Consider the following 22457-nt stretch of genomic DNA (forward strand, 5'->3'; position numbering starts at 1 on the left):
AGAAAAAAAGTTATGAAAATAAAATAATTTATAAGCCGGGTTAATTTATCATTTATGAAAGGTTGATTAATCGAAAGTTGATTATCGAAGGCTGAATAGTAGAAGGCTGAATAGTAGAAGGCTGAAATAGAAGGCTGATTAATGAAGGGATGATTAATAAGCAGTTGATTCTCAGATCAGGCCTCCGTTTCAAAACAGAGCTGGATTATCCTTCCCGCGACTCTCTGAATATTCTCCCTACCTTTAAGTCTTATTGAAAAGTCAGCATACTTACGATATAGAACCAGTCTCTCTTCAAAAAGCTCCTTAAGGCTTCTGTCTCTGAGCCCTACTATACCCCTCTTTCTTGCGTTAGGGGTCCTTTTTACAATGCTTCTGAAAGGAGCGTCCAGGAAGACTATCTTAGAGACTTTTTTTAAGTGCTCCATGGCTTTTTTAGAATAAACAACACTCCCCCCTGGAGATATAATACAATTATCCACCTGTTCAAGCCCCAGAATAGCCTCTTCTTCAAATCTGATAAGAGCAGAATCACCCTGTTTATCAATAAGAGCCTGAAGGGGCATTCCAGCCTTCTCTGTTATCAGGCCATCGACATCAATAAAAGTATAATTCAGGCGTCTTGCAAGTGCCTTTCCTATAGTACTCTTCCCCGCTCCTGCCATGCCAATTAATGTTATGTTCATTGCCCACGCTTCCTGCCTGCGAAAATCAAGGAATTTACTGACGAAAATCCCCCTAGGTAAAAGGCTTGCAGTCTATAAGTTATCAGGACAAAATAGAATCTTCTGCTATATAAAATGTGCAACGTGAGTATTTTAAAGAAAAAGAAAATTTATAACACATGTCCGTAGTTTTTCAGACATATCAGGAGTTTTTCAGGCAGCCGTTACGATCATTTAGAGATAGCATATAAACTCCTATAAGTTTATAATTTACCAGCTATTTCCTCATATATTACTTCAATGAAAAAAACCTTATCTCGTTTTATAATTACAGGAAAAAGATTTAAAGAAATAATCGAATATAAGAAGCTATTATTAAGTCTGAGAAATTATTTTCTGATATGCCGTTCTTTTCTGATACGTTGTTCATTTCTGTTTACTGGCTGAGAGATCAGGCTGCAGATATATTTTTCAACCTCTTTAGAGGAGCACATAAAAGTAGACATATACTCCAGAAGGACAAAACTGCTGCCGCGTACATAATGTCTGAAAAGACTCAGGATCGTCAGCTTATCAACCTGTTCGAGAGAAACAATTGAAAGATACATGAGAAGCCGGATAAAAAGATTAGATGGAACACGAGCATTTTGACCCAGGGACTGTCCGAACTGATAGCCAGCCCGCAGATCCAGTTACAAAGTTTCAGGGAGTGTGAGAGAAGCTTGAATTTATAAAAGTGAAAAAACAGAGCCAGAACTATAAAAAGAAACGCAGATCCTGCTAATAAATTTATTTTCTGCTCTATTAAATCCATATGGTTCATTAACCCTTACTTTTCGTTATTATTTGAATTTATTTATTTATTTATTTATTTATTTAGTTAGTTATTTATTTCAAGGCCCGTTTTTCAATTCAGATCAATCAGGCATTTGCTGAAAACAGATTTAAGTTTGTAGTTTCCCGCTTAAAGCTCGCTCTGGGGAAGGTTTTTCAGAAGAGAGTAAAGAAAAACGGAAGGGATGCCCGACAAATAAAGTGTCTGACCGAAAAAATTTGTCTGCCTGCACCCCTTAACCGGACCTTACCTTAATTTTCCGGAGCCGTTAACGAGTCATACCTGTCAGCCCCTTCTGGCGGGAACGAAAACGGACAATCCGGACCCTGCTGTTAGCAGGAGGAATGGTCTGCACATAGACATTTTATCCTATGTAGAGCTTATATTTAACACTTTTCTAAAAATTCGTATTAACATATAAAACATGTCTAATTAAAGACCTGAAAGTCTGAGAAATAGGCCCTTTAAAAAAGATAAAAGTGAAAAGTTAAGCCTGACGTTAAAGTCTGCTTATTCCCTGATGTTTTCGATTACGTGTTTGCCCCTTTCAGCCGGGATGATTTTCAGCTCAGCACCTGAAAACTCTTTTTCAAGCGGCTCCTTCTCAGCAATCCTGTCCATTGTGATTGCAACTGCCGCAACTTCGGAATGGGGTTGGCTGCCTACGGCCACGTTCCAGTCAGCGAGCTGGTAAATTTCTGGTGGGACTTTTTCTGCACCTACAACGATCATGAGCCTGTCGCACTTTTTGAGTTCGTCGGTAACATCTGGCAGGTTGACCCCGTACATGGAAAGGTGGCAGACTTTTCCGCCTTCTTCTTTCCAGCCCCTGATTTCCTGCTTAAAGTTAACGTTATTTTTAATGTAAAAGTTTCCACCCCAGCGCTCGACCACATCTTCAAGGGTCTGCACAATCCCTGGGTCATCAGAAGCAAGAAGCATGCCTTCAGCTCCAAGCATCCTGGCAGTTAAGCCAACATGTGTGGTAATTCTCTTATCCCTCTCAGGGCGATGCCCCAGGCGCAGTAATACGATCCTCTTCATGCTCGGCTAAAACCCTTACAAGGTATTAAAGGGTTTCACTTAATTTTCACTTAATTTTCACTTAATTTTCACTTAAGTTTCATTGAAGTTTCATTGAAGTTTCACTTAAGTTTCACTCGGTTTCACTGAAAAAATGGGGAAAAAGAAAATATGGGTATCACTGGAACCCATAAGTTCCCGGGATTCTCCTGAGAAGCATACCTTCTACTATTATCGGGTTTGTTCTCTGGGCCGTTGTCAACGCGGTATCGAGCTTGAACTCTTTTTCAGCATAGATAGTAAGGATAGCGTCTCCTTTTTTAACTTGCTCTCCCATTTTCTTATGGATAGCAACTCCGGCTCCTTTATCATTCGGAGCCCCTGCAAGCCTGGCGATCTCAATTATCCACCTGTTGTCAAACTCGATGACATACCCATCTGCAGAAGCAAAGATGTCAGCAGTGTATTGCCCTACCTGGATATCATCGGATTTAATGTTCGGGTCTCCGCCCTGGGCTTCAATGATCTGCCTCATCTTTTCAAGGGCTTTTCCGCTCCGGAGTGTTTCCAGCGCAATTTCTTTTCCGCGGTCCCTTGGAGCCGCCCCTCCCATCTCAAGAAGAATTCCGGCAAGGGCAGCACTCTTTTCAATGAGGCTGTTTGGACCTTCCATGCTTTCCAGAACTTTCAGGGCTTCCCTTACTTCCAGCGCTGGTCCTACTTTTCTCCCTATGGGAGACGAACCGTAGGTAATGGCACACTCAACATTCATCCCAAGCCTGTGCCCGAGATTGATCAGGTCTCTTGCCAGTTTCTGCCCTTCCTGGACGGTGGGAACCTTTGTGCTTGGCCCTACAGGGATATCCATAACCACATTATCGGCTCCTATAGCTCCCTTTTTTGCCATAATTGAGGCAAGCATCTGGTAATAAGGATCAATGGATAAGGGGTACTCAACTCTAATGAGTTTGTCATCCGCAGGCGCAATATTGGTAGCTCCTCCCCAGACAAGCGCACCTCCTACTTTCTCGGTTATCTCCTTAACTTCCTGAGAACTGAACTCAACAGGACAGAGCACTTCCATGAGATCTGCGGTTCCACCTGCACCTGTGATTGCTCTGGAGCTTGTCTTCGGGATAAGCAGCCCGTTTGCAGCAATGATAGGGACAACAAGGAGAGAAATCTTGTTTCCAGGTACTCCTCCTATCGAGTGCTTGTCCATAATAGGATGGGTGTCAAACTCAATCGTGTCTCCGGTATCGATCATAGCCCTTGTCAGCCATTCGACCTCGTCATCAGTCATTCCATGGATATAAGAAGCTGTTATAAAAGCCGAAAGTTCGATATCACTGAGGTTTTCCTCCACAATATCGGTTACGAGCAATTTGATCTCGTCCTGGACAACAGGTTTTTTGTCCAGCATCTTCTTGATAACGCTCGAAGATTTTGAGCGGAATGCCGGGACAACTTCGACCGGCTTATCCCAGTCTTCGAAGTGCTCGTAAACTTCAGAAAAAACACCCAGAGTGCCCGGAGGAACCATATCATCAGTTGTGTCCACAATAGCAGAAAGGCTTCGATGCCCACGGATTCGGACCCGATCTCCGGGATTAACTCCCAGTTCCTTCGCATCGGCAATATTGAACAGCACTTTATGCTGCCCTATTTTTATCTTAAAATGTTCCAGCTTCAACTGCATTGAATAAACACCATCCTTTTCATTCTCAATATAATTGTGATTTTGTCATTGTAATTTATTTCGCCTGAATTAGATCCACTGCTGGTTTCCCAACCCCGGAAAACACAGAGAGTACGAAAAAATACAGGATTTAAAGAACAGACATAGTAAGCAAATATAGTAGATACAGGTAAAATACCAGGACTACAGACTAAATACTAAACCGAGCTAACATATTAACCTTTATGTTATTTTAAGTAATTCCGTAAAAACCTTCTGAGGATCAAAAGAGGATCTCAGGAAAAAATGCTTCAGGATGAAAAACCTCAGAAAGAAAATATCAGAAAGAAAACCCCAGAAAGAAAACCTCAGAAAGAAACCTCAGAAAGAAAAAAGACCCAAATTAAAGAAAAAAGGTTCAAATTAACAAACTTATTTTCGCTCCTGTATCAGTACAACTGCTGCAAGTATGAGCAGAACCCCTGCTAACTGCCAGCCTGATAGCACTTCCCTGAAAAAGAAAAAACCTACAAGGGTACCTACAACAGGCTCTATTGTTGCTACTATGGATGCCCTGCTCGATTCGACTTCTTCAAGCCCTTTGGTGTACAGCAGGTAGGCAAGCACACTGGGAAAAAAGCCCATGCCTGCAAGGTAGATCCAGAAACTTTCCATAGAGAAAGCTTCTCCAGAATTTTTAAAGTTGCTAAAAGGCAAAAGAGCAAGGCTCGCAAAAATGAAAGTATAAGCTGTAATTGTCAGTGTATCGTACTTTTTAAGGGCAGCCTTTCCAAATATGCTGTAAAGGGCATATCCGAAACCTGCCCCTAACCCGGTAAGAAGCCATGGCAGGGAGAGAGAAGGAGAATTTCCGAGTTCCGGAAGGTAACCGGTTACAAAAGCACACCCTGCAAGGGTAAGACCCAGAGAAAAAAGTTTCTTTGCTCCCAGGCTTTCCCTGAAAAAAATCCTGGAGAGAACCACGACAAATGCAGGGGCTGTGTAGAGCAGAGTAACGGCAATAGCAATTGAAGTTTCCCTGATGGTAATAAAATAGCAAAGGTTAAAGAAAGCAAGGCTGAAGATACCTGTTCCGACAAAATAAGGAAAATCGCGAAATCTGATTTTCAGCAGTTCCGGCCTGGTAAATAGAAGATACATCAACATGATAACAGATGCTAAGAAAACCCTCAGGGTTACGACCTGAAGCGAAGAGAATCCTAACCCATAAAGTCCTCGAACAAAAATCCCTATCGTACCCCACAGGATACCACTTGTAATAATTAGTAAATATGCCCGTTTTTGCATTCCTTAACCCCCCTTCTCCAGACCTTCAGTTTAGTATACCTATATCCATTTGAAATCTTCGTTCAGTGGAATTTGTTACTGAATCATTCAACTGACAATCAGAACATGATTTGAATAACGACTCGTAAATCGAAAAAAGAAGGAGAAATGAAATCTTCTTTGACTTCGTTTTTTGCATATATCTGCTATTTAAAAAATAATAACATTGGTAAAACTGCCATATAAAAAATTAATAGCAAAAAATAAGAATTAATTGACAATATAGCTTATTGAAACTGTTTTTACGTCATTTCTCTTGAACTCATCTCACTGTATGACGTATAAATCAGTCCTCTTGAGTGAAGCGAAACTCGGGAAGTAAAATCTGTTATTTTTATAAATTAGACATGTTATAAATGATTTTTTATATTTCATTTTTTCATTAAGATTAATTATTATGAAAAAGCCGCGCTGATAGCGCGGTAAATTTCCGTGAATATGCCTAATAAGGTTGTTTTGTCCCCCCTAAAGCCCAAAACTCTTCCTTCCCTTTTCGCATAGACCGATAAAAATCTATAGCCACAGCTACCTTTTTTCAATCCTTTTTCTATTTTATAGGCTGGGAACCAAATATCCCTCTGCTCTCTACAGACCGTAAGCTCGTGGAAAATCGCCAGACTCTGTGAACACAGAGCTGTAACATGTTAAATTGCCGGAGAGCCGTAGGAGTGAGGGTGGTAGTCTAAGATAGCCGGACAAAGCCGTAAGTCTGCAAAACTACCCTCCCAGCCTACGTATCGTTTTTATGAAAATGCAGCTATAAAAAAAGCTGCAATTATCCTTTATACGAGTCTGCTTGAGCGAGCGAAGCGAGTGAAACAGACTTCGTGCTGTTGCACTTGCAGTGCAACTCCCAGAAAATCTTCGATTTCCTGTGATCCCGAAGCGAAAAGCGGGCCGAAGAAAAGTATGGATATAAAAAAGGAGAGGAAAAGAACTCCATCAATAAAAAATAAGTACGCACTGGAATTCAGTTATTTGTACTTATATATGGAAACCAGACCTCTGGCAATAGCTATTGAAATTATGGATATCAATACTGCAGTTAAGAGAACCATGAAAAGATTTTCTTGCTCAGCAAATTGGAACATAAAATAGAAGAGAATAACACTCAACGCTACTCCGACAAACAGCAAAATTGCTGCCGGCCCTCCCATAATTTTTTCAGTATCCTTGCGCATAAATACAGCCCTCCTGAGATAATTCACAAGCAAATTAACATTTCAAATTATTCTTTTCAAGTTATCCTTTTTAAGGATTTTAATGTTTCCAGAAACCTGAATGCAACAAAATTGAGTAGAATTACATTTTTTAACGGAAAGAAGTGATTTTAATTAATTACAGCAATCAGAGATAAGAATGCATTAGTAAAGGGAATCTATAGCTTTAAGCATACCGATTCTCAGAATTTTATAAAAGAATCGGAATTATTGGAGTAATTTTTCAGGTATGACAGCCTTCTAAGTTCTAAATAAATTTATAGTTTTTGATTTTGAAAATCAGATGATGCCCTTGAGAACATATTTCTGAAATAAGAAATTGCTGATCATCCGTCTTTAAATGGCTGATGCTTTTGAGCAAAAATAAAACAATAATCTGCTCTAGACTCTGAAAACTGCCCTTATCACGCCAGATAGAGAAGAAAGGTATCTCAGACAAAAAAGAAAAAAGGACCAAAATTATAAACCAGAAAGTAAAAATGAAATAAAAAGAACAAATACTAAAAACGATAGAAAAACCGGCACAGATACGAACAAAAAGTGATTAAATACGCATTAACAGCACTCTTTTCTCTCTTTTGAATGTATGTTTTTCGTGCTTTTTTTGTTTCCTCATTATTTCGTTCTCCTTTTAAAGAGCCGTCAGGCAAGCTGTCGGGGACGCTTTTGACGTGAAAATTAAAAAACGATAGATTTAAGGAAATTATTTTTCTGGCTAGCAGGGCGGTCCAGTCCTGTATGGAAGGGAAATACGCCTATCAAAAAAGCCTATCGAAAATAGGTAAGACTATTTGAAAGGTGAAGGTATCGAGGAATCCACCGATTAGAAAATTAAGGCTTCAGAGAAACTCAAGGCACAGAGATACGTAATATTCCCTTGTAATTCTTTTTAGCCAGTCTGGAACCAGGCAGTACCTGTCAACAATAAGCTCATTCAGGTAGTAAAGGGACTCTTCAGTTTTGCATTCACTGAGCCTTTTTACAGCCGTCCTTCTCGCCCATGCAGATCTCTCGTCGTCAAGAATCTCAAGATAAAGCTGGTATTCTTTACTATCATCCATTACACTAAAATTATCTACCAAAGAATATAAATATTTGTATCAGGTGTCAAAAGCGCCGATATCCGTAAGGTTTTCAAGAGATTTTCATGGATTACAGCTGATTCCCAGCTGATAGGACAATTTTAGGGCTTTTCGACAAAGAATCTGGGTAATAAACTTTAAGAACTTGAGATAAATCAAAAAAATTAAAGGTACTTCTGAAAAAGATATTAGCGTAATCAAAAAAACAGATTGCTGAATAGAATAAAATAAAAGGGATTCCCTTTATGCAGTGATCAGCTGCCAGCAATCCCCCACTCAAATGTTCGCTCTGTGCTACAAGTTAGCGCTCAAAAATACAATACAAGTGTAAATATAGTTTCCGAAATTCTTTTGAAAAACCTAAAATTATGGAAAATGTTTCCTGAAGCCATCCCGATGAGCTCCTGAATAAGGCTACAACAAGTACGAAAAAGATATGAGGACATATGTAAAAAAGTGATTTCAGGTTATAGAGTGTAAAAATAGGAAAGGAGAATTCCCATGCAATGATCAGTTGATGAGAATTCCTGCACAAGGTTTTGTTCGCTATTGTTCGCTATGCTTACGAAGTAAGTAATCATTAGTCAAAAAAGATATATAATTACCGGGATTGAAATTTCAATCCTGGTGGCATATTGGACCGCGTTGAAATGTTTAAAGCCAGCAATAATTTTAAGAGCATCGTTAATTTTTTTGCCTTCATAAATTATTTGGAATGAAAAGAAGAGAGGCGGGAAAGAATTATGATTACAAATGTCTTTTCATTTATGCATCTTTTTACTTAGAGAATATATATTCAACTGTACTTACGCATTTATTTACTTTTATGCATTTATTTACTTATCTCTTTTCCTTACTTTACCTGAGTTTTGCATTTTTTAAATTTTATTTCCTTCCAGGCATATTCCATTTTAACTGTACAAATCAAATCTTCGGAATCATCTTGTGCTTATTGCTTTTACAGGGTCCAGCTTTGCTGCCTGCCGCGCAGGATAGATCCCTGTAATCAGGTTCAGCAGAAATACAGCAACAATAATGACCACGATATCCTGAGGGCGTACAACAATCGGGATAAAAGTAATACCACCGTAGACATCGGAAGAAGCTGCCGGGACTTCATACTGGCCTATTGCCAGTGCTATAAGGACTCCTGCAAAAGTACCGGCGAGAGCGCCCATCAGGCCGAGGATTCCGCTCTGGAGAATGAAGATCTTCTGGATGCTTGAAACAGAGGCACCCATAGCGCGGAGCATACCGATCTGGCCTGTTGCTCCGATAACCGAAAGGTTCAGGGTACTGACCACTCCGAAAGAAGCTATGACAATAATAAGTCCGTATATGACGTTGTTTGAAGTGCTTTCTATAGCAATGGTGCGCAGAATTGCAGGGTTTGTTTCTGTCCAGCCTCTTGCCCTATAACCGGTTTCTTCGATCTCGGCTGCGACTTCCCGATCCTGATCAAAATCCCTTAGCCGGACTGAAATGCCATTAACCACATCCGTGACGTCATAAAATTCCTGAGCAGTATCCAGGGAGGTATAGGTCAGGGACTCGTCCAGAGGAGACCCCGTGTGAAAGATCCCTACAACTCTAAGGGAAAGAGGATTTGCATTTGGAAAAGATACACTTACGGAGTCGCCAAGATTAACTTCAAGTTTATCTGCCAGCCTTGAGCCTATAACCACTGTATTTCTTGAAAACTCAAGTTCCCGGAAATTGCCTTCAACCATATCTTCTTCAATAGAGCTGATCTCATTTTCCTGTGAAGGGATGATGCCTTTAAGCTCGGAGTTGAGGGAATTGTCCTTGAACCTGAAAGAAGCCTGCCCTGTAAGGAAAGGAGAAACTGTGGAAACTCCTTCGATTGAACTAATCCTTTCCGTAAGAGTCCTGTAAAGATAGATGTAATCCTCACCTTCCTGTGGGGAAACCGATACATGAGGGAGTTTATTCACGGTAGTGTTGTAAAGCTCCCCTGTAAAACCCACCATAAGGGCTTGAGAAACCGTAAGTACCATCACGGCAAGGGCTATTGCTCCTACCGACAGGAGAGTCTGGAATTTTCTTGCCCTGATCTGCCTGAAAGCAATAAAAAGTTCATAGCGCATGGGATTCACGGCTTTTTTGAATTTTATTAAGCTTTAGTCGAATTTTTCCTGATCGGTACATCTGTGTTTTTATGCAAACCGATTTTTATGCAAACAAATTTAATGCAAACGGATTTTAGTGCTGCTTTTTAAGAAGGGCAAAAACCATAATAAGCCCTGCAACGCCGAAAGCAACTGAAAATCCAGGGATGCCATCCCCATCGTCTTCATCTGAGGTTTCGTTTCCTGTACCAGGGTTTACTTCGCTTGCATTCGAGGGAGAAAGATCAGACTCAATAATGGTTTCCCTGCGTTCGATAACATCACCATCGTTGCCGAAAAGTTCTATCTCAAGCCTGTAGACCCCTTCCGTGAGCCTTTCATTCCAGGCGACTTCAACGGTCTCATCATCATCATTCAATAGTACGGGGACTCTTTCCCTAACAGATTCAACAAACACGGAACTGTCATCATCTGATATTGCCTGAAGTTCATATACGGAAAAAACCAGGCTTCCTTCAAAAGGCACCTGGGAACGCCCTAAAACAGTTGCACTTGCTCCGGTCTCATCCTGATAAATGTCAGTAATATCTGCATCGTCTCTGGCAGTGAAACGCTCTGTTGAAGCTATGAACCCTCTGTTTGGGGAATAAACCTGGACCTTCACTCTTCCTGCATACTCTTTATTATTCTCGAGGAGAGAACCCCATGACGCAGAAAAGGCTTCCGGGACGCTGGTCAGGGATGCCTTTTCGGTTGTTGCCCTGTAAATGACATCTTGCCCGTCTACAAGCATATACTCGATATCAAAAAGTGAGGCCTGATTGGGGGAGAGAACAACAGTGATCCCTTCGGAGTTAGGGACAAGGTCATCGACCTGAAGCCTGGCAGCAGAGTTGCTGCCGTAAACAAAACCATATTCCGATTCTGAAAGTGCCTGCCCATTTTCCAGAAGTCTTGCTTTTATAGTATAAGCTCCACGTTCGGCATTCCTGACATCCCAGAAGCCGACTTTCGTGACTCTCGTATTTGCAGGAAAACTGCCAGTTGAGAACTTCTGTTTAGTAATGACCTCTCCAGACCCCCTTCCTGGCCTGACCAGAGAAACCTCAAGTGTCAGGTTCTCTTCCGGCTGGATTGAGTAAAGTGTCACATCAAAAGACTCGATATCACTGAAAAGTTCAGCTATGCGGGCCTGACTTGTTCCGCCGACCTGAGAGGTATTTGCTGCAGAGGCCGGAAGAACAGATATAAGAAATAAAGCAAGTACAAAAAGCGCGGCTTTCATGGTCTTTTTTCCCCGTTTGATAACAAAAAGATTGTTTTGATCTTATTTAAAAGAAATGTAGCCGGATAAATACACTTATTTTCATGGAAAGCAGCAGGATAAACAGAGAGAAAAATGGAGATAAGCAAAAAAAAATGAAGTAGAAAATCAAAAACAGAAAGTCGAAAAAAGAAAGTCGAAAAAAGAAAGACAAAAATAAGAAAACAGAAGTCGAGAAAACAAAGGTTGAGAAGACAAAAGAGCAGAAAATTAAAAAGTTTTTCAAATTAACTAAACAAAACCTGCAGTGAATCCGAAAGTATTTATTCTTTAGTTGAAGTATATGAAGACAATTATTAAATCTAAACAAGTTTACTTGATTTGCAGCTACGAGACCACAAAATCCCATTGTTGATTTTACTGAGATCGTTATTTAATAAAATCGTTATTAAATTTAATAGAATCGTTAGTAAATCATCCTATACTGGAATTATATAAAAAATACGTGTTCAAGCAGAAGGTATGGTAAAAATGGAGAAGAAAAGCCTCTTAATCCTTGGAACCGCCTCTCATGTTGGTAAAAGTTCAGTTGTGACTGCAATATGCAGGATCCTGTCCAGAAGCTACAGGGTTGCCCCCTTCAAAGCCCAGAACATGAGCCTGAATTCCTGGATCACAAAAGACGGAAAGGAAATAGGGATTGCACAGGCAATCCAGGCAAAAGCCGCAGGCACCGAACCCACTGCAGACATGAACCCTGTCCTCCTGAAACCCAAAGGAGATTGTGTTTCCCAGGTAATCCTGCTCGGGGAACCCTATGCTGACAAGAGTGCAGGCCAGTATTACGATTCCATTGAAGAGATGCATGCAGTCCTTAAAGGGGCTCTGGAAAGGCTCTGGAAAGAACACGACGTCATTGTTATGGAAGGAGCCGGAGGGGCTGCAGAGATCAACCTTTATGAAAGAGATATCGTAAATGTAGGTACTGCCAGGCTCACTCAGGCTCCCATAATTCTTGTAGGGGATATTGAAAGGGGAGGCGTATTTGCAAGCCTTTACGGCACGGTTGCCCTTCTGCCTGAAGATGTAAAGAAGAACGTTAAAGGGTTTATTATCAATAAATTCAGGGGTGACCCTGAAATCCTGAAACCTGGACTCAAGCAGCTTGAGGAAATAACCGGGATCCCGGTGCTTGGAGTCCTTCCTCATTTCAAGCTCCGCATCCCCTCCGAGGATTCGGTCTCCCTCGGGGATAAAGAAGGTTCAAAGACAGAAAGAGAAATTGAAATCGCAGTAATCCGCCTGCCCAGAATCTCAAACTTTACTGATTTCGAACCCCTTGAGGGGCTCGTAAAAGTCCGCTACGTAGACATTGACGAAGAACTCGGAAACCCTGATGCAATCATGATCCCAGGCACGAAGAACACGGTCAATGACCTCCTTGACCTCAGGGCAAGCGGGATGGACAGAAAAATCCAGGCTTTCAAAGGAAAAATCCCTATCTTCGGAATCTGCGGCGGCTACCAGATGCTTGGCAGGACTATCTTTGACTCCGGAGTAGAAAACGGAGTCGAAGCTGAGTTTGAAGGTCTCGGGCTTCTGGACATAGGGACCAGATTCGGGGCGTATAAAAAGAGGACAGTCCAGGTAACAAAGAAAATTAATGGATATGGCCCTATCCTGAAACTCATAGACGGGGAAGAGATAAAAGGTTATGAAATCCACATGGGAGTTACCGACTCGAACCGTACCGTTTTCGGAGACGATGGAGCCATTGATGAAAAAGGCCTCGTAATCGGCACATATCTTCACGGGCTCTTTGATAACAGGAATATAAGAAATGCCCTTGTCCAGTACCTCTGTGAGAAGAAAGGGCTGGAATACACGCCTGAAGAGATCGTGAGCGAAAATGATGCCTATGAAGAACTTGCAAACGTGTTTGAGCAAAACATTGACATGGAAAAGCTCTACGAGATTGCAGAGATCTGAAATACCCGGGTCCGCAAAGAGAAATAAAGTACTGAAAACGCGCTCAGCAGGTGCTGCTATCCTGTAGTATCTGCTGAAGCTGTTATAAAATACTACAATATGCCTGCATGGAGCAGACTACGAAACCGGTTGGCGCTGAGAGAAATATAGAACAGGTATTGAGCGAATTCTAGAGAGCATATGGAGAATACTGGAACTAAAGAAATGGTACTATTGGGGTAAGTACAATGCTCGCGGAGGCATACTGATCCCCAGAATCTGCTCAACGTTTAATATTTTCATCTCTAACTATTTATTCATTGTGAATTAATTCTACTTATTTTAAATAAGGTCGATTTGTAGTCGAACTCCCCTGTTTTTATTAGTGTAGGTAGTCACTCACTTCTACTTCATTTCCTAGAAAATTGGCTAGTTTCAAACCTAGTTGAGGTAATGATCGATTCTGCCTGAATTGTAGAAGAATTATTAGAGGGCACTGCATTATATCGCAGCTTGATTGGAGGAATTAGAAGTTCGAATTCTACCCTTCGCACTAAAATTCGGGGATATAGGTAAGTCAAAAAAACGCAACGCTAATGTGAAGGTAATGCACAACCTCTTTTTCAAAAGTTGCCCTACAAAAAATTTTCTCATTTGTATAAAGTCAGATTAATAAAGATAGAGTTTTTTGTAAACAATAAAACTTTTAGTTTCAATTATTTACAGTCAATATTTTCCAAACCGTATAAAAAGTCTAAAACAAGGAATGTCTAAAAAGATGGTCTTTTCTTCCATATGTTGTATTTTCTCCGTGCATAAGTTTGTGTCTACTTAACCCAAAAGGCTTTTTTAAATTCTGTCTTGTGTAAGCCGTTTGAAAAAGAGTATTAAGGATAAAGTCACTTCCAATTTCTAAAGAAGTTGTTGAATGACCGTTTGTTTGTCCTTGTAAGGATCAGTATATCATTCATAAAGATGAGAATAATAAGGCTTCATGTGTTTTTGGCTATAATTGGCTTCTGCTTTTCTACAGATATTTGGCGTCGAATACCTAGATCTATGTTTTTTTAATAAAACAGTTTATTAAATATTATGTTATTTTTTTAAAAAAAGGTAATATTATATAGCAATATTGTTTGATTTATGACTCTAGTTCTTAAATATGTTGGTAAAGAATGTTACAATGACACATTATAATAATGTGGGTTCTGTTCAAACTAACTTTATAGAGTCTGCTTGAATCTCGGAACATCCTAAGGCAAGGTTATGGTTGGCTTTGGCGATGTTAAGGTTTGCGTAATCCTGCCTTTAAATAAGAGGTGAAATAAAATGAAGGAACACAGAATCAAAGTTTTATCGATATTGATCACAATGTTGATCATTAGTTCTATTAGCGTGGCCTCAGCCAATGTCTACCTCTTAGGCGTCAGTGCTGTCGATGAGGGGGAAATCCGCTACGGAGGAAGTACACAATACACTACGGCTCAAGAGTACTCATTCGACTTATGGAATGATCTCGGTGAAGTCGATATTTTACCAGATACCATTTGGACATATGAAGATGTCCAATATGGTGACTATTACGACGAAGATGATGGAGCGGTTGGATACTACCAACCTTTAACACCATACACAGATTTAATCAGATTCAACGAATACTATTTCGACAGCTACACATCTAGTTACAGAAAAATGGCTGCTTCACACGAATTAGGACATGCATTGGGACTTGACCACAGTAATCAAAACAATATAATGTGTTCATATGCAACAAGCAGAACCACACTAGGAGTAGACGATATAGACTCTTATAATTATCTATATTAATTCTAAAGGAGTGAAAATAATGGAAAATAAATTTAATAAGCTATTCGCAGTCTTCGTACTTGCAGCCATTCTAAGCACCATTGTTTATATCGCTCAACCAAATGAAACGGGTGATGATATACAAATCTCCTATGGTACTGCTCTCTATGCTATCAATGTTTCTGATGACCGAGAACTAATTGGGGCTTCAACTGATGCATTCATTGGTAAAGTCATTGAGCAAGTTGGTAACTCCACCGAGCCATATGTCCGTACACATTTCAGCGTTGAGGTCTTAGAAACAATAAAAGGTGATGTTTCAGGAAAAGTTATTGTAAATCAAAAAGGTGGCTTCCAAACCATCAACGATGACACATTTCTGCTTCTTACAGAGGGAGATGAACTCCTACAGCCAGGGGAAACCTATTTCTTTTGTACTAAAGGAAACGACGAAAGAGGATATACCTTCATTCCTGTATATGGAAACATTTTAATTAAAACAGAAGAAGATTACCAGAATACTATGAAGAGGTTCCAAAAAGCACTTGCTGAAGAGATTCCTGAAAAACTGCCTGATAAAAGAGAACAACAAGAGTAATTTTTTAGTAATTAAATCACTTACGAATCAAAGTTTATTTAAAAAAGCTATGGATCATGGAGTCGTTTATTGAACCAAAAAACGACTCCATTTTTGGTGCAGGCAGAGCCAGTAAACTGGCTGTGTCTTAAGAACTTCTTAGGGCTCACCGCGAAATAACATAGGCAACTTTTTAGACTGTACTCCACCATTTTCACAAGCAAGCCCACCGATTAAATCCCAACATAATTATGCATTACCTTGGTTATTTCGTAACGAGCCCTTAGTTTAGTCATTTGTTTCACCTTTACATAAACATTAAGAGAAAAATCAAAACTTTTGTATAATTATAGTAGGATTTTGAAAATATTTCTGTTCAAAATTGTTATTTTTTTGATATACTTTCTATATTAAGGAATAATATTTGGTAAATTGGTGAGTAAATTCTACATCTGTGTACAGCAGATGTCTGTATTATAAGTTCCTCTTGATACCTTTTTACTACTTTACTGTAAATTTACAATTTCTTCTGATATTGTTTTACAATTTTACATGTAAATTTACATTTTTACATTTTACAGTAAAAACATACAAATTTTACCTTTGACTTGAAACCAATGCTTCCCATTTATTTACCCTTTCCAGAACGTGAGCATTAAGAGTGAATGGCTTATCGCTCTTAGAGTTCTGTTTCATATAATGCAATGTACCTTTAGAAAAACCTAGTTTCTTCCAATCAACATAAGAAATATTGAGAATCTTTTGCCTTATCTCATAAGAATCAATTCTCTCAATTTCATATTCAGGCTTAAGAAAATCCAAGTTTTCTTTTTTGGTTGTGAGATAATGGGCTAATTCTCTTACCTTCAGGAAGATAATGTAACTCCATGTGCTTTCTTTTCCCTGGTAACTTACCTTCTTATTCAGCATATTGGAAAACCCATTAACAATCTTCCTGGCTCCTGAAGGTTTTAGCCTGAGGATGTAATTCTCAGTCATGATAAAGTCGTGGTATTTCCTGGTCAAGACTCGGTATTGAGACTGATCTTTTCAATATATTGACATTAATTGAGATTGGATCACAGGAAATAAGTATATAATAACGGAACAGTAATCGCAAGAGAAGAGCGAGGGATATAGAATAAGTCTTACAGGAAATAAGACACACTGCTTTATTCACCGCAGGTGGAAGACTAAAAATGAGCATAATAAATAAGAGAATCAATTTTTTGTCAGTTTTACTAACGCTGATTGTCATTATAGGCTTAATCTTGTTTACACATTTTCAGTTTATCAATGGTTATTGTACGGATACCATACCTCCAGGCAATATCATTGCTATCTATCAGGCAGATTACACATATGGTGACCTTAATGCAGTTTATGCCAAAGGTGCCGGATTAGATGTCGATTCCGACAACTATGACCGGATGATATTCTACGAAGACATCCCTGATATTGTTTCAATAGATAAGGTTGAAAATGTAATACTCTACGATAACAGTTATTTTGACGCTATTTTTACGGCAGCGAGCGAAAATAGATTATCTGAAAAATTGAATCTAATTGCGATGCCTGAATCTATAGCACAAAATTATACTCATTTGATTGGTGTACCCTACGGCACAGAATATATGGAAGAAGGCAGACTTCCTTTGGATAACGCCCATGAAATTACAATTTCAGAGGCATTGCTGGAAAAACACTTTACACATACCGATGAAATGCTGACCCAGGCAATCGGCAGCAAGGTAAACTATGACAATGATACCTATACCATCGTAGGCATAAACAGCTATGATATTTGTTACATCTCTTTTGACGCAAAAAGAAACTATGGATTCTATCAATATGAGGTAGACTCTTTTGATGAATTTGTAAGCCGAAATATCGATTATAAGATTACTAATGATTGTCTTTATCCGGAATACGCAAACGAAATCTTCATCTATACAACGGATGGCTCAGAAAAATCAGTATTAGATAAGCTTTTTCAAGAATATCCTGCCGAAAATTATTTTTCTAACGAATATGTTTCTGTATGGAAAAAGACATTTAACGAAAGTGTTCTGCGAAAAATAATCGTCATAAATAGTATTGTTGTTGCTTTGCTAGGCATTATCCTGCTGCTCTTAAACAAAAAACCCATTTAAAAGTAACTATCGAGCCTCGATCAAAATTAACATTTATCACCAAAACCAGAAGGGTTTATTATTTTCGGTAGTTTCTGAGAGCTTAATGTTTAACCTAACATTCTTCCTAGATCAGTGTTTAAATATTATTTAACCTGGTTGTTGTTTAACTCACATCCACAGGAATTATTGGTTTTCTCAATTGTACTGTTCCATTATAAGGTCAAAAAAATACTTTTTTTGTATTTTTAGGATCTAATATTTTCTTCAATACCCAACCCATGAATTTTCCCCTTCTTCCTTTAATCCTCTAACCTTAGAATAAGCCCTTTAAACTTAGAATAAAACCCTTTAAACCTTATCCAGAACCCCAAGTTCCAGTTCTTTTGTTTTCCCTGCCAATGAGCTAACCCCCTAACCTTTAAGAGAAGGGTAGGCCCCCAAGAAGTCTGTATCTCCCCATAACCCACGGTCCCATCAGTTAGAAAACTCATTAACTATTTCCTTGGCCACTGATTCCTTTAACCTCGTATTCTCATGGAAAAACTGGAGACTTATTAAAAGATGGGTTCTTCTGAGTTTCAATGGAAGAATAGAAACTGTTATTTATGGTTACTGTAATTTTGTAGACAAGACAAATGTCCACTTATCCTCTACGAATTTATCTCATTAAAGAAAACCTGGAAAGTTGAGGTCAATGGAATAATGTCTTAAATAAATATTATTGAGGTTATATTATGAGCATGAAAAAAGACTGTATCCATTATATGATTATTCTAAAGCCTGACTACGAACCTGGAAGTCAAGAGGTTCAGGATAATACAGAACAACCAGCTTGCCGAAGGGGAAAATTTTTAGCAGACTCTTGTCCTCCGAACTGCGAGTTGTATGAACGTTTTGTTTTGTACGAGTGATAAAGCAATACTGTTGGCTTTCTAAAACTTACCAAAACTTCCGCCATTGTTTTTATTCGTGGTAATTTCAGGCAATAGCTTCATGTTCAATTTACTATTTTCCTGAATTAAGCTCTGAATATGGACTGCTTGTTTATGCATATTTTCATTTAACATTTATATCTGGTTTTATCTCTATCTGGTTATCCTTAGTGTGCAACTGCTCGTAACGTGCCTGTATTTGAATATTCAGAAATTAGAGGCTTTCATAAATGTAAAAGTTTATTATTTCTGACATTTTGTTTCAAATGAGCTTATGCCATTTTAGTTAATAGCCCTTATTTTGGAATAATGGATGTTAAAAAGATCTATTTTTTTAAAAAATTAGACTAAAACACTTTAATTTCAATTTAAAGGTAAATAGAAAGGATTATACCTAATTAAACCAATATTATGTCGCCAAACAAATAATTGGGCTTTAAAAAGGTATAATCCATGATAAAGATTATTACAAAAGGATATAAGTACTTATTGACTCAAATCGACGATTTTTTAGGGTCTGCACGTACCATTGTTATAAGTCTTAAGAGTATTAAAGGCAGAAAAGAATACGAACAGCTTTTTGGTCGAAAATTGGACGATCAAAAGACAAATATTAAAATCCGTATCATATCTCTAAAACAGTCAAGACTCACAGATTTTATAAGCAATCTTTTTGAAAAATCGATGTCTATATACTCTATTTTCGATCCGATGTTGAGTGAATATTCTAACTTAAAGATCCTTTTCATTGAGAAAATTACTAAAAACAAAAGACATTGTAAAGTACGTAATGTGCTCCCTATTTTTCAAAAAGTGCTTTCAGACTTTTTTGGTGAAGGATTTACTTTTCTCAAAAGGAAAATTTGCATTCCTTATAAAATTAATCTTCTAGTTGTACATAGCAAAGATTATATGGAAAGTGTATTGCCCTGGAATCAAGTACTTGCCTTTCAACACTTCAAAACGTTTCATGGGTATATAGGAGACATGTTTGCATTAAATCCTTCGCTGGATAACTTTTTCATTGAATTACAGGCTTCAATGGAGTACCATCCTCAGCATGAATCGTTAAATTTCAACAACATTCTCAAGTTAGAAATTGCAAGATGTAAGATGGGGTATTCAAATTTTGAATCATTCATTAGAGAATTTAACCAGAATAAAGCTCTAAGAAAGGAATTAAATATTGAAAATCGTGATCGAATCACTCTTTCATCATATCGTAGAAATCTGAAATGTATTTATCCATATTTCGTGGAATATGCTCAATTACTGATACAAGAATGTAGAAATCTAAATCTTATAGGAGATAAAATCTGGATATGGGATAGAAGGTTCTTTGAGTGCAACTGCAGTGGATTAAAAAATAAAGAAACTGGTATGCTCTCAGATCCTGATGCAGGACATTATGTTAAAAAAACCGGAAAGTATAGTGTCCTATCTGGAGCGGGGTATACTGATACATGTGTTGTTGATAGTTGGTGGGGTTTACCAGTTTATTGGGATGCAGTAAACGCAAGTAAAAATGACAACACTATATTTCAAGAAACTATCATTCAGTGCATGAAATCGGAAACTCATAAACCACTTTTTATGATTGCAGATGCTGGACCTGATAGTCATCCTTCTAACCAGGTGGTTATTGATCATGGAGTTATTCCAATTATAGCAGCCAGAGCTAACAGTGCAGGAACTATTCTTAAAACAGAAACAGGAACCCACTTCAGAGGAATATATATACCAAGGAAATTTCATAGACTCCTTGGTAAAATATACAATCTTAGAACCACTGTTGAAAGAAAGAACTCAAATGAAGTAGTGGGATACAATCGCTCGAAAACACCTACAAGAAGAATTGAATGGGCTAAAATGTTTGTCTCTATAGGCAACATTGCCGCTTTACTTACGGCATTAACGGCTTTTAAAGTTGGAAGAAAAGATTTGATAAGGGCACCAACTGCTTTTAGAAGGTTGCATTTTTAAGCTATTTAAGGAAATTTTTCCGGAAAATATAGAATTGAGTGCTTTTATTTGGGATTTAAAGCATTTTAAATGATTTTGGCATAAGCTCAAATCTTATTTTTCTTCTACCTAATATCCCAAAAAAGCCAGAAAAACGAGTCAGGAAGTCGATTGACGCAAAGCTACGCCGAATTATTATAGTGATTTGTGGTGGCTGGTATCGGTTTGATGGGCTTTCATATATCGCGAGTAATAAGACAGAAGAATCTAAGAGTAATACAGGCAGAAAAAGAAGCATTATGTATGCTTTTCTAAAAGCTTTGCCTGAAAAAAGGTTGTTGAGCGGTTAGAGGGAATATGGGGAGTATTTTGGGGATAAAAATTGATACCATTTGGGGGGCTGGTATGTTTGCTCGTAAAGGGTGAATAAAACCCAGAAAGTTAGCCGCTCAACAAATATAATTTTGCTGCTAAGTATTTATGTCTTATGGATTTATCTTACTTATTTAAGGTTACTAAATTCAAGCCTCAAATCATATAAATACTGCAAAATTTCGACATAGTGTGAGGTGAAATCCTGAAAAATGAGGAGCGATTTTTAAAAATTCGATATCATTAAAACCTGCGGAACTCAAGATTTTTTTCAATCGTTCATTTATATCCTGTTTCAGAACAGGTGTGTTTTATTTTTGACTGATGCCAGACCTGTAAAAGTGCTATATATCAGGACATATATGATTTACCTGACCCCAGGATTCATAAAAAGCTTCCGGAATCTCCCCTGATTTCCTTTCTGCATAAATGTAACGCCAAAACAAAAGGAAATATATACTCATGAGTATTACGGACAATACAGTGTAGGGAAAAATTTTAAAACTAATAAAGTTTGATCTATCAATAAAAACGATATTCAAAGAAAATTAAGTGAAAATATTACAACTTATCAAATATTTAGCGATAATGTATGCATGGAAAGCCAGGCACACATAACTGGAGGATTTAAATTGAGATATTCATTTCAGAGGAAGTTCCTTTTTATGATAATCCTGTTTTGTGCAGCCGCAGGAATTTTAATGAATCCTGTATCTGCAAATGTGAAAGAATGGCAATTATCTCCGGCTTCTCCCAGTATAGGAGACAAGGTTACGATTTCCGGGACTGCAGAAAAGAATGATATTATAGATGTATCGATTTTGCATGAAGAAATGGTTCCTGTATCAGGAAAAAATTACATTTATCAAATAAACAAACTGACAATTCCAGAGTCCGTATCCGGCGATAAGAATTTCTTCGAAGTCAGTGCCACTGGTGAAAACGGTATTGTAGTCAAGGACATGCATATAAGAGTTAAGAAATTTAAGTGGATTTCCAGGCACACTAATGCCAAAGATGGCACTGCTACAATTTCTCAATCAAATGTCCCGTCTTGGATGAGTTATTTTGTAAAAATTGACGGAGACGTTGTCTCCAAAAAAGAAGCATCTGAAAAAAACAAGGACAAAAGTGATTCAAACAATGGGCAGGTAAAACTTACATTCGAAACTTCTTACGAAGCTGCAAAAGCGGACTTAAAGGGAAATTTCATTTGCAGCTATGATACAGACTCACTTCCTGCGGGCGATTACACAATAACTGTAGGAGGCATTGCAAAAGAGTTTACCCTTAATCCAGAAAAAGGAAAAGAGCTTCAAGAAAAAGAACTTAAAGTAAAAAAGAAGGTAAAAGGGCTTTAAGGTTAACTTTCCTGATGATTGCTTAGTAATGCTTAACGCATAAGTGAAAAACAGGATGAAAAAGAAAAAAGAGTATGCAGCTCAATAAAAATATCTGATCCCGTGGAAGTATCTTTTACTTCCATGGAGCTATCTTTTAC

15 protein-coding genes are annotated in these 22457 nt (G+C 38.3%); 6 read left to right on the forward strand and 9 right to left on the reverse strand.

The features are described 5' to 3' along the window. Positions 1-176: 176 nt before the first annotated feature. From ACZ5A8_RS14785 to ACZ5A8_RS14820, 8 genes are all read right to left on the reverse strand, one after another. Positions 177-686 carry a shikimate kinase gene (locus ACZ5A8_RS14785; protein ID WP_464529972.1) on the reverse strand — a complete coding sequence of 170 codons (510 nt, stop codon included), beginning with the start codon at positions 684-686 and terminating at the stop codon, positions 177-179. A 1324-nt stretch (positions 687-2010) separates the two neighbouring features. Continuing rightward, complete coding sequence (locus ACZ5A8_RS14790) at positions 2011-2544, reverse strand: tRNA (cytidine(56)-2'-O)-methyltransferase (protein ID WP_464529973.1); 534 nt, start codon at positions 2542-2544, stop codon at positions 2011-2013. Between the two features lie 157 nt (positions 2545-2701). After that, positions 2702-4222 (reverse strand): AMP phosphorylase, encoded by a 1521-nt coding sequence (locus ACZ5A8_RS14795; protein ID WP_464529975.1) that lies wholly within the window; start codon positions 4220-4222, stop codon positions 2702-2704. A gap of 411 nt (positions 4223-4633) precedes the next feature. Then, a complete protein-coding gene (locus ACZ5A8_RS14800; RefSeq protein WP_464529976.1) occupies positions 4634-5509 on the reverse strand; it encodes a DMT family transporter in 876 nt (291 codons plus the stop codon). A 1013-nt stretch (positions 5510-6522) separates the two neighbouring features. Next, on the reverse strand, positions 6523-6756 hold the full coding sequence (locus ACZ5A8_RS14805) for a hypothetical protein (RefSeq protein ID WP_464529978.1): 234 nt from the start codon (positions 6754-6756) through the stop codon (positions 6523-6525). Positions 6757-7607: 851 nt separating this feature from the next. Beyond that, the gene (locus tag ACZ5A8_RS14810; RefSeq protein WP_464529980.1) at positions 7608-7829 is read right to left on the reverse strand and encodes a hypothetical protein; all 222 of its coding nucleotides are present in this window, start codon (positions 7827-7829) and stop codon (positions 7608-7610) included. 959 nt (positions 7830-8788) lie between these two features. Next, the gene (locus ACZ5A8_RS14815) at positions 8789-9958 is read right to left on the reverse strand and encodes an ABC transporter permease (protein ID WP_464529981.1); all 1170 of its coding nucleotides are present in this window, start codon (positions 9956-9958) and stop codon (positions 8789-8791) included. Positions 9959-10073: 115 nt separating this feature from the next. Further along, positions 10074-11225: a hypothetical protein gene (locus tag ACZ5A8_RS14820; RefSeq protein WP_464529983.1), complete on the reverse strand. Its 1152-nt coding sequence runs from the start codon at positions 11223-11225 to the stop codon at positions 10074-10076. Between the two features lie 510 nt (positions 11226-11735). Between ACZ5A8_RS14820 and ACZ5A8_RS14825 the strand changes: the two genes are divergently transcribed. From ACZ5A8_RS14825 to ACZ5A8_RS14835, 3 genes are all read left to right on the forward strand, one after another. Continuing rightward, positions 11736-13193: a cobyric acid synthase gene (locus ACZ5A8_RS14825; protein ID WP_464534153.1), complete on the forward strand. Its 1458-nt coding sequence runs from the start codon at positions 11736-11738 to the stop codon at positions 13191-13193. A gap of 1308 nt (positions 13194-14501) precedes the next feature. After that, entirely contained in the window at positions 14502-14999 is a 498-nt protein-coding gene (locus tag ACZ5A8_RS14830; RefSeq protein ID WP_464529984.1) for a matrixin family metalloprotease, read from the forward strand. Between the two features lie 19 nt (positions 15000-15018). After that, on the forward strand, positions 15019-15576 hold the full coding sequence (locus tag ACZ5A8_RS14835) for a hypothetical protein (protein ID WP_464529986.1): 558 nt from the start codon (positions 15019-15021) through the stop codon (positions 15574-15576). A gap of 576 nt (positions 15577-16152) precedes the next feature. On the opposite strand, the gene ACZ5A8_RS14840 is transcribed toward ACZ5A8_RS14835, so the two are convergent. Continuing rightward, a complete protein-coding gene (locus tag ACZ5A8_RS14840; protein WP_464529987.1) occupies positions 16153-16485 on the reverse strand; it encodes a CRISPR-associated protein Cas1 in 333 nt (110 codons plus the stop codon). Positions 16486-16754: 269 nt separating this feature from the next. Between ACZ5A8_RS14840 and ACZ5A8_RS14845 the strand changes: the two genes are divergently transcribed. From ACZ5A8_RS14845 to ACZ5A8_RS14855, 3 genes are all read left to right on the forward strand, one after another. Further along, complete coding sequence (locus tag ACZ5A8_RS14845; protein ID WP_464529989.1) at positions 16755-17708, forward strand: ABC transporter permease; 954 nt, start codon at positions 16755-16757, stop codon at positions 17706-17708. Between the two features lie 1901 nt (positions 17709-19609). After that, positions 19610-20605 (forward strand): hypothetical protein, encoded by a 996-nt coding sequence (locus tag ACZ5A8_RS14850; protein ID WP_464529990.1) that lies wholly within the window; start codon positions 19610-19612, stop codon positions 20603-20605. A gap of 983 nt (positions 20606-21588) precedes the next feature. Next, positions 21589-22317 carry a hypothetical protein gene (locus ACZ5A8_RS14855; RefSeq protein ID WP_464529992.1) on the forward strand — a complete coding sequence of 243 codons (729 nt, stop codon included), beginning with the start codon at positions 21589-21591 and terminating at the stop codon, positions 22315-22317. Positions 22318-22457: the final 140 nt, after the last annotated feature.

Source organism: Methanosarcina subterranea, assembly GCF_055385895.1.

What these genes read in the sequence shown, in the direction of transcription:
- ACZ5A8_RS14785 (WP_464529972.1), bottom strand. Translation starts at nt 686, where the DNA reads ATGAACATAACATTAATTGGCATGGCAGGAGCGGGGAAGAGTACTATA.
- ACZ5A8_RS14790 (WP_464529973.1), bottom strand. Translation starts at nt 2,544, where the DNA reads ATGAAGAGGATCGTATTACTGCGCCTGGGGCATCGCCCTGAGAGGGAT.
- ACZ5A8_RS14795 (WP_464529975.1), bottom strand. Translation starts at nt 4,222, where the DNA reads ATGCAGTTGAAGCTGGAACATTTTAAGATAAAAATAGGGCAGCATAAA.
- ACZ5A8_RS14800 (WP_464529976.1), bottom strand. Translation starts at nt 5,509, where the DNA reads ATGCAAAAACGGGCATATTTACTAATTATTACAAGTGGTATCCTGTGG.
- ACZ5A8_RS14810 (WP_464529980.1), bottom strand. Translation starts at nt 7,829, where the DNA reads ATGGATGATAGTAAAGAATACCAGCTTTATCTTGAGATTCTTGACGAC.
- ACZ5A8_RS14815 (WP_464529981.1), bottom strand. Translation starts at nt 9,958, where the DNA reads ATGCGCTATGAACTTTTTATTGCTTTCAGGCAGATCAGGGCAAGAAAA.
- ACZ5A8_RS14820 (WP_464529983.1), bottom strand. Translation starts at nt 11,225, where the DNA reads ATGAAAGCCGCGCTTTTTGTACTTGCTTTATTTCTTATATCTGTTCTT.
- ACZ5A8_RS14825 (WP_464534153.1), top strand. Translation starts at nt 11,736, where the DNA reads ATGGAGAAGAAAAGCCTCTTAATCCTTGGAACCGCCTCTCATGTTGGT.
- ACZ5A8_RS14830 (WP_464529984.1), top strand. Translation starts at nt 14,502, where the DNA reads ATGAAGGAACACAGAATCAAAGTTTTATCGATATTGATCACAATGTTG.
- ACZ5A8_RS14835 (WP_464529986.1), top strand. Translation starts at nt 15,019, where the DNA reads ATGGAAAATAAATTTAATAAGCTATTCGCAGTCTTCGTACTTGCAGCC.
- ACZ5A8_RS14840 (WP_464529987.1), bottom strand. Translation starts at nt 16,485, where the DNA reads ATGCTGAATAAGAAGGTAAGTTACCAGGGAAAAGAAAGCACATGGAGT.
- ACZ5A8_RS14845 (WP_464529989.1), top strand. Translation starts at nt 16,755, where the DNA reads ATGAGCATAATAAATAAGAGAATCAATTTTTTGTCAGTTTTACTAACG.
- ACZ5A8_RS14850 (WP_464529990.1), top strand. Translation starts at nt 19,610, where the DNA reads ATGTTTGCATTAAATCCTTCGCTGGATAACTTTTTCATTGAATTACAG.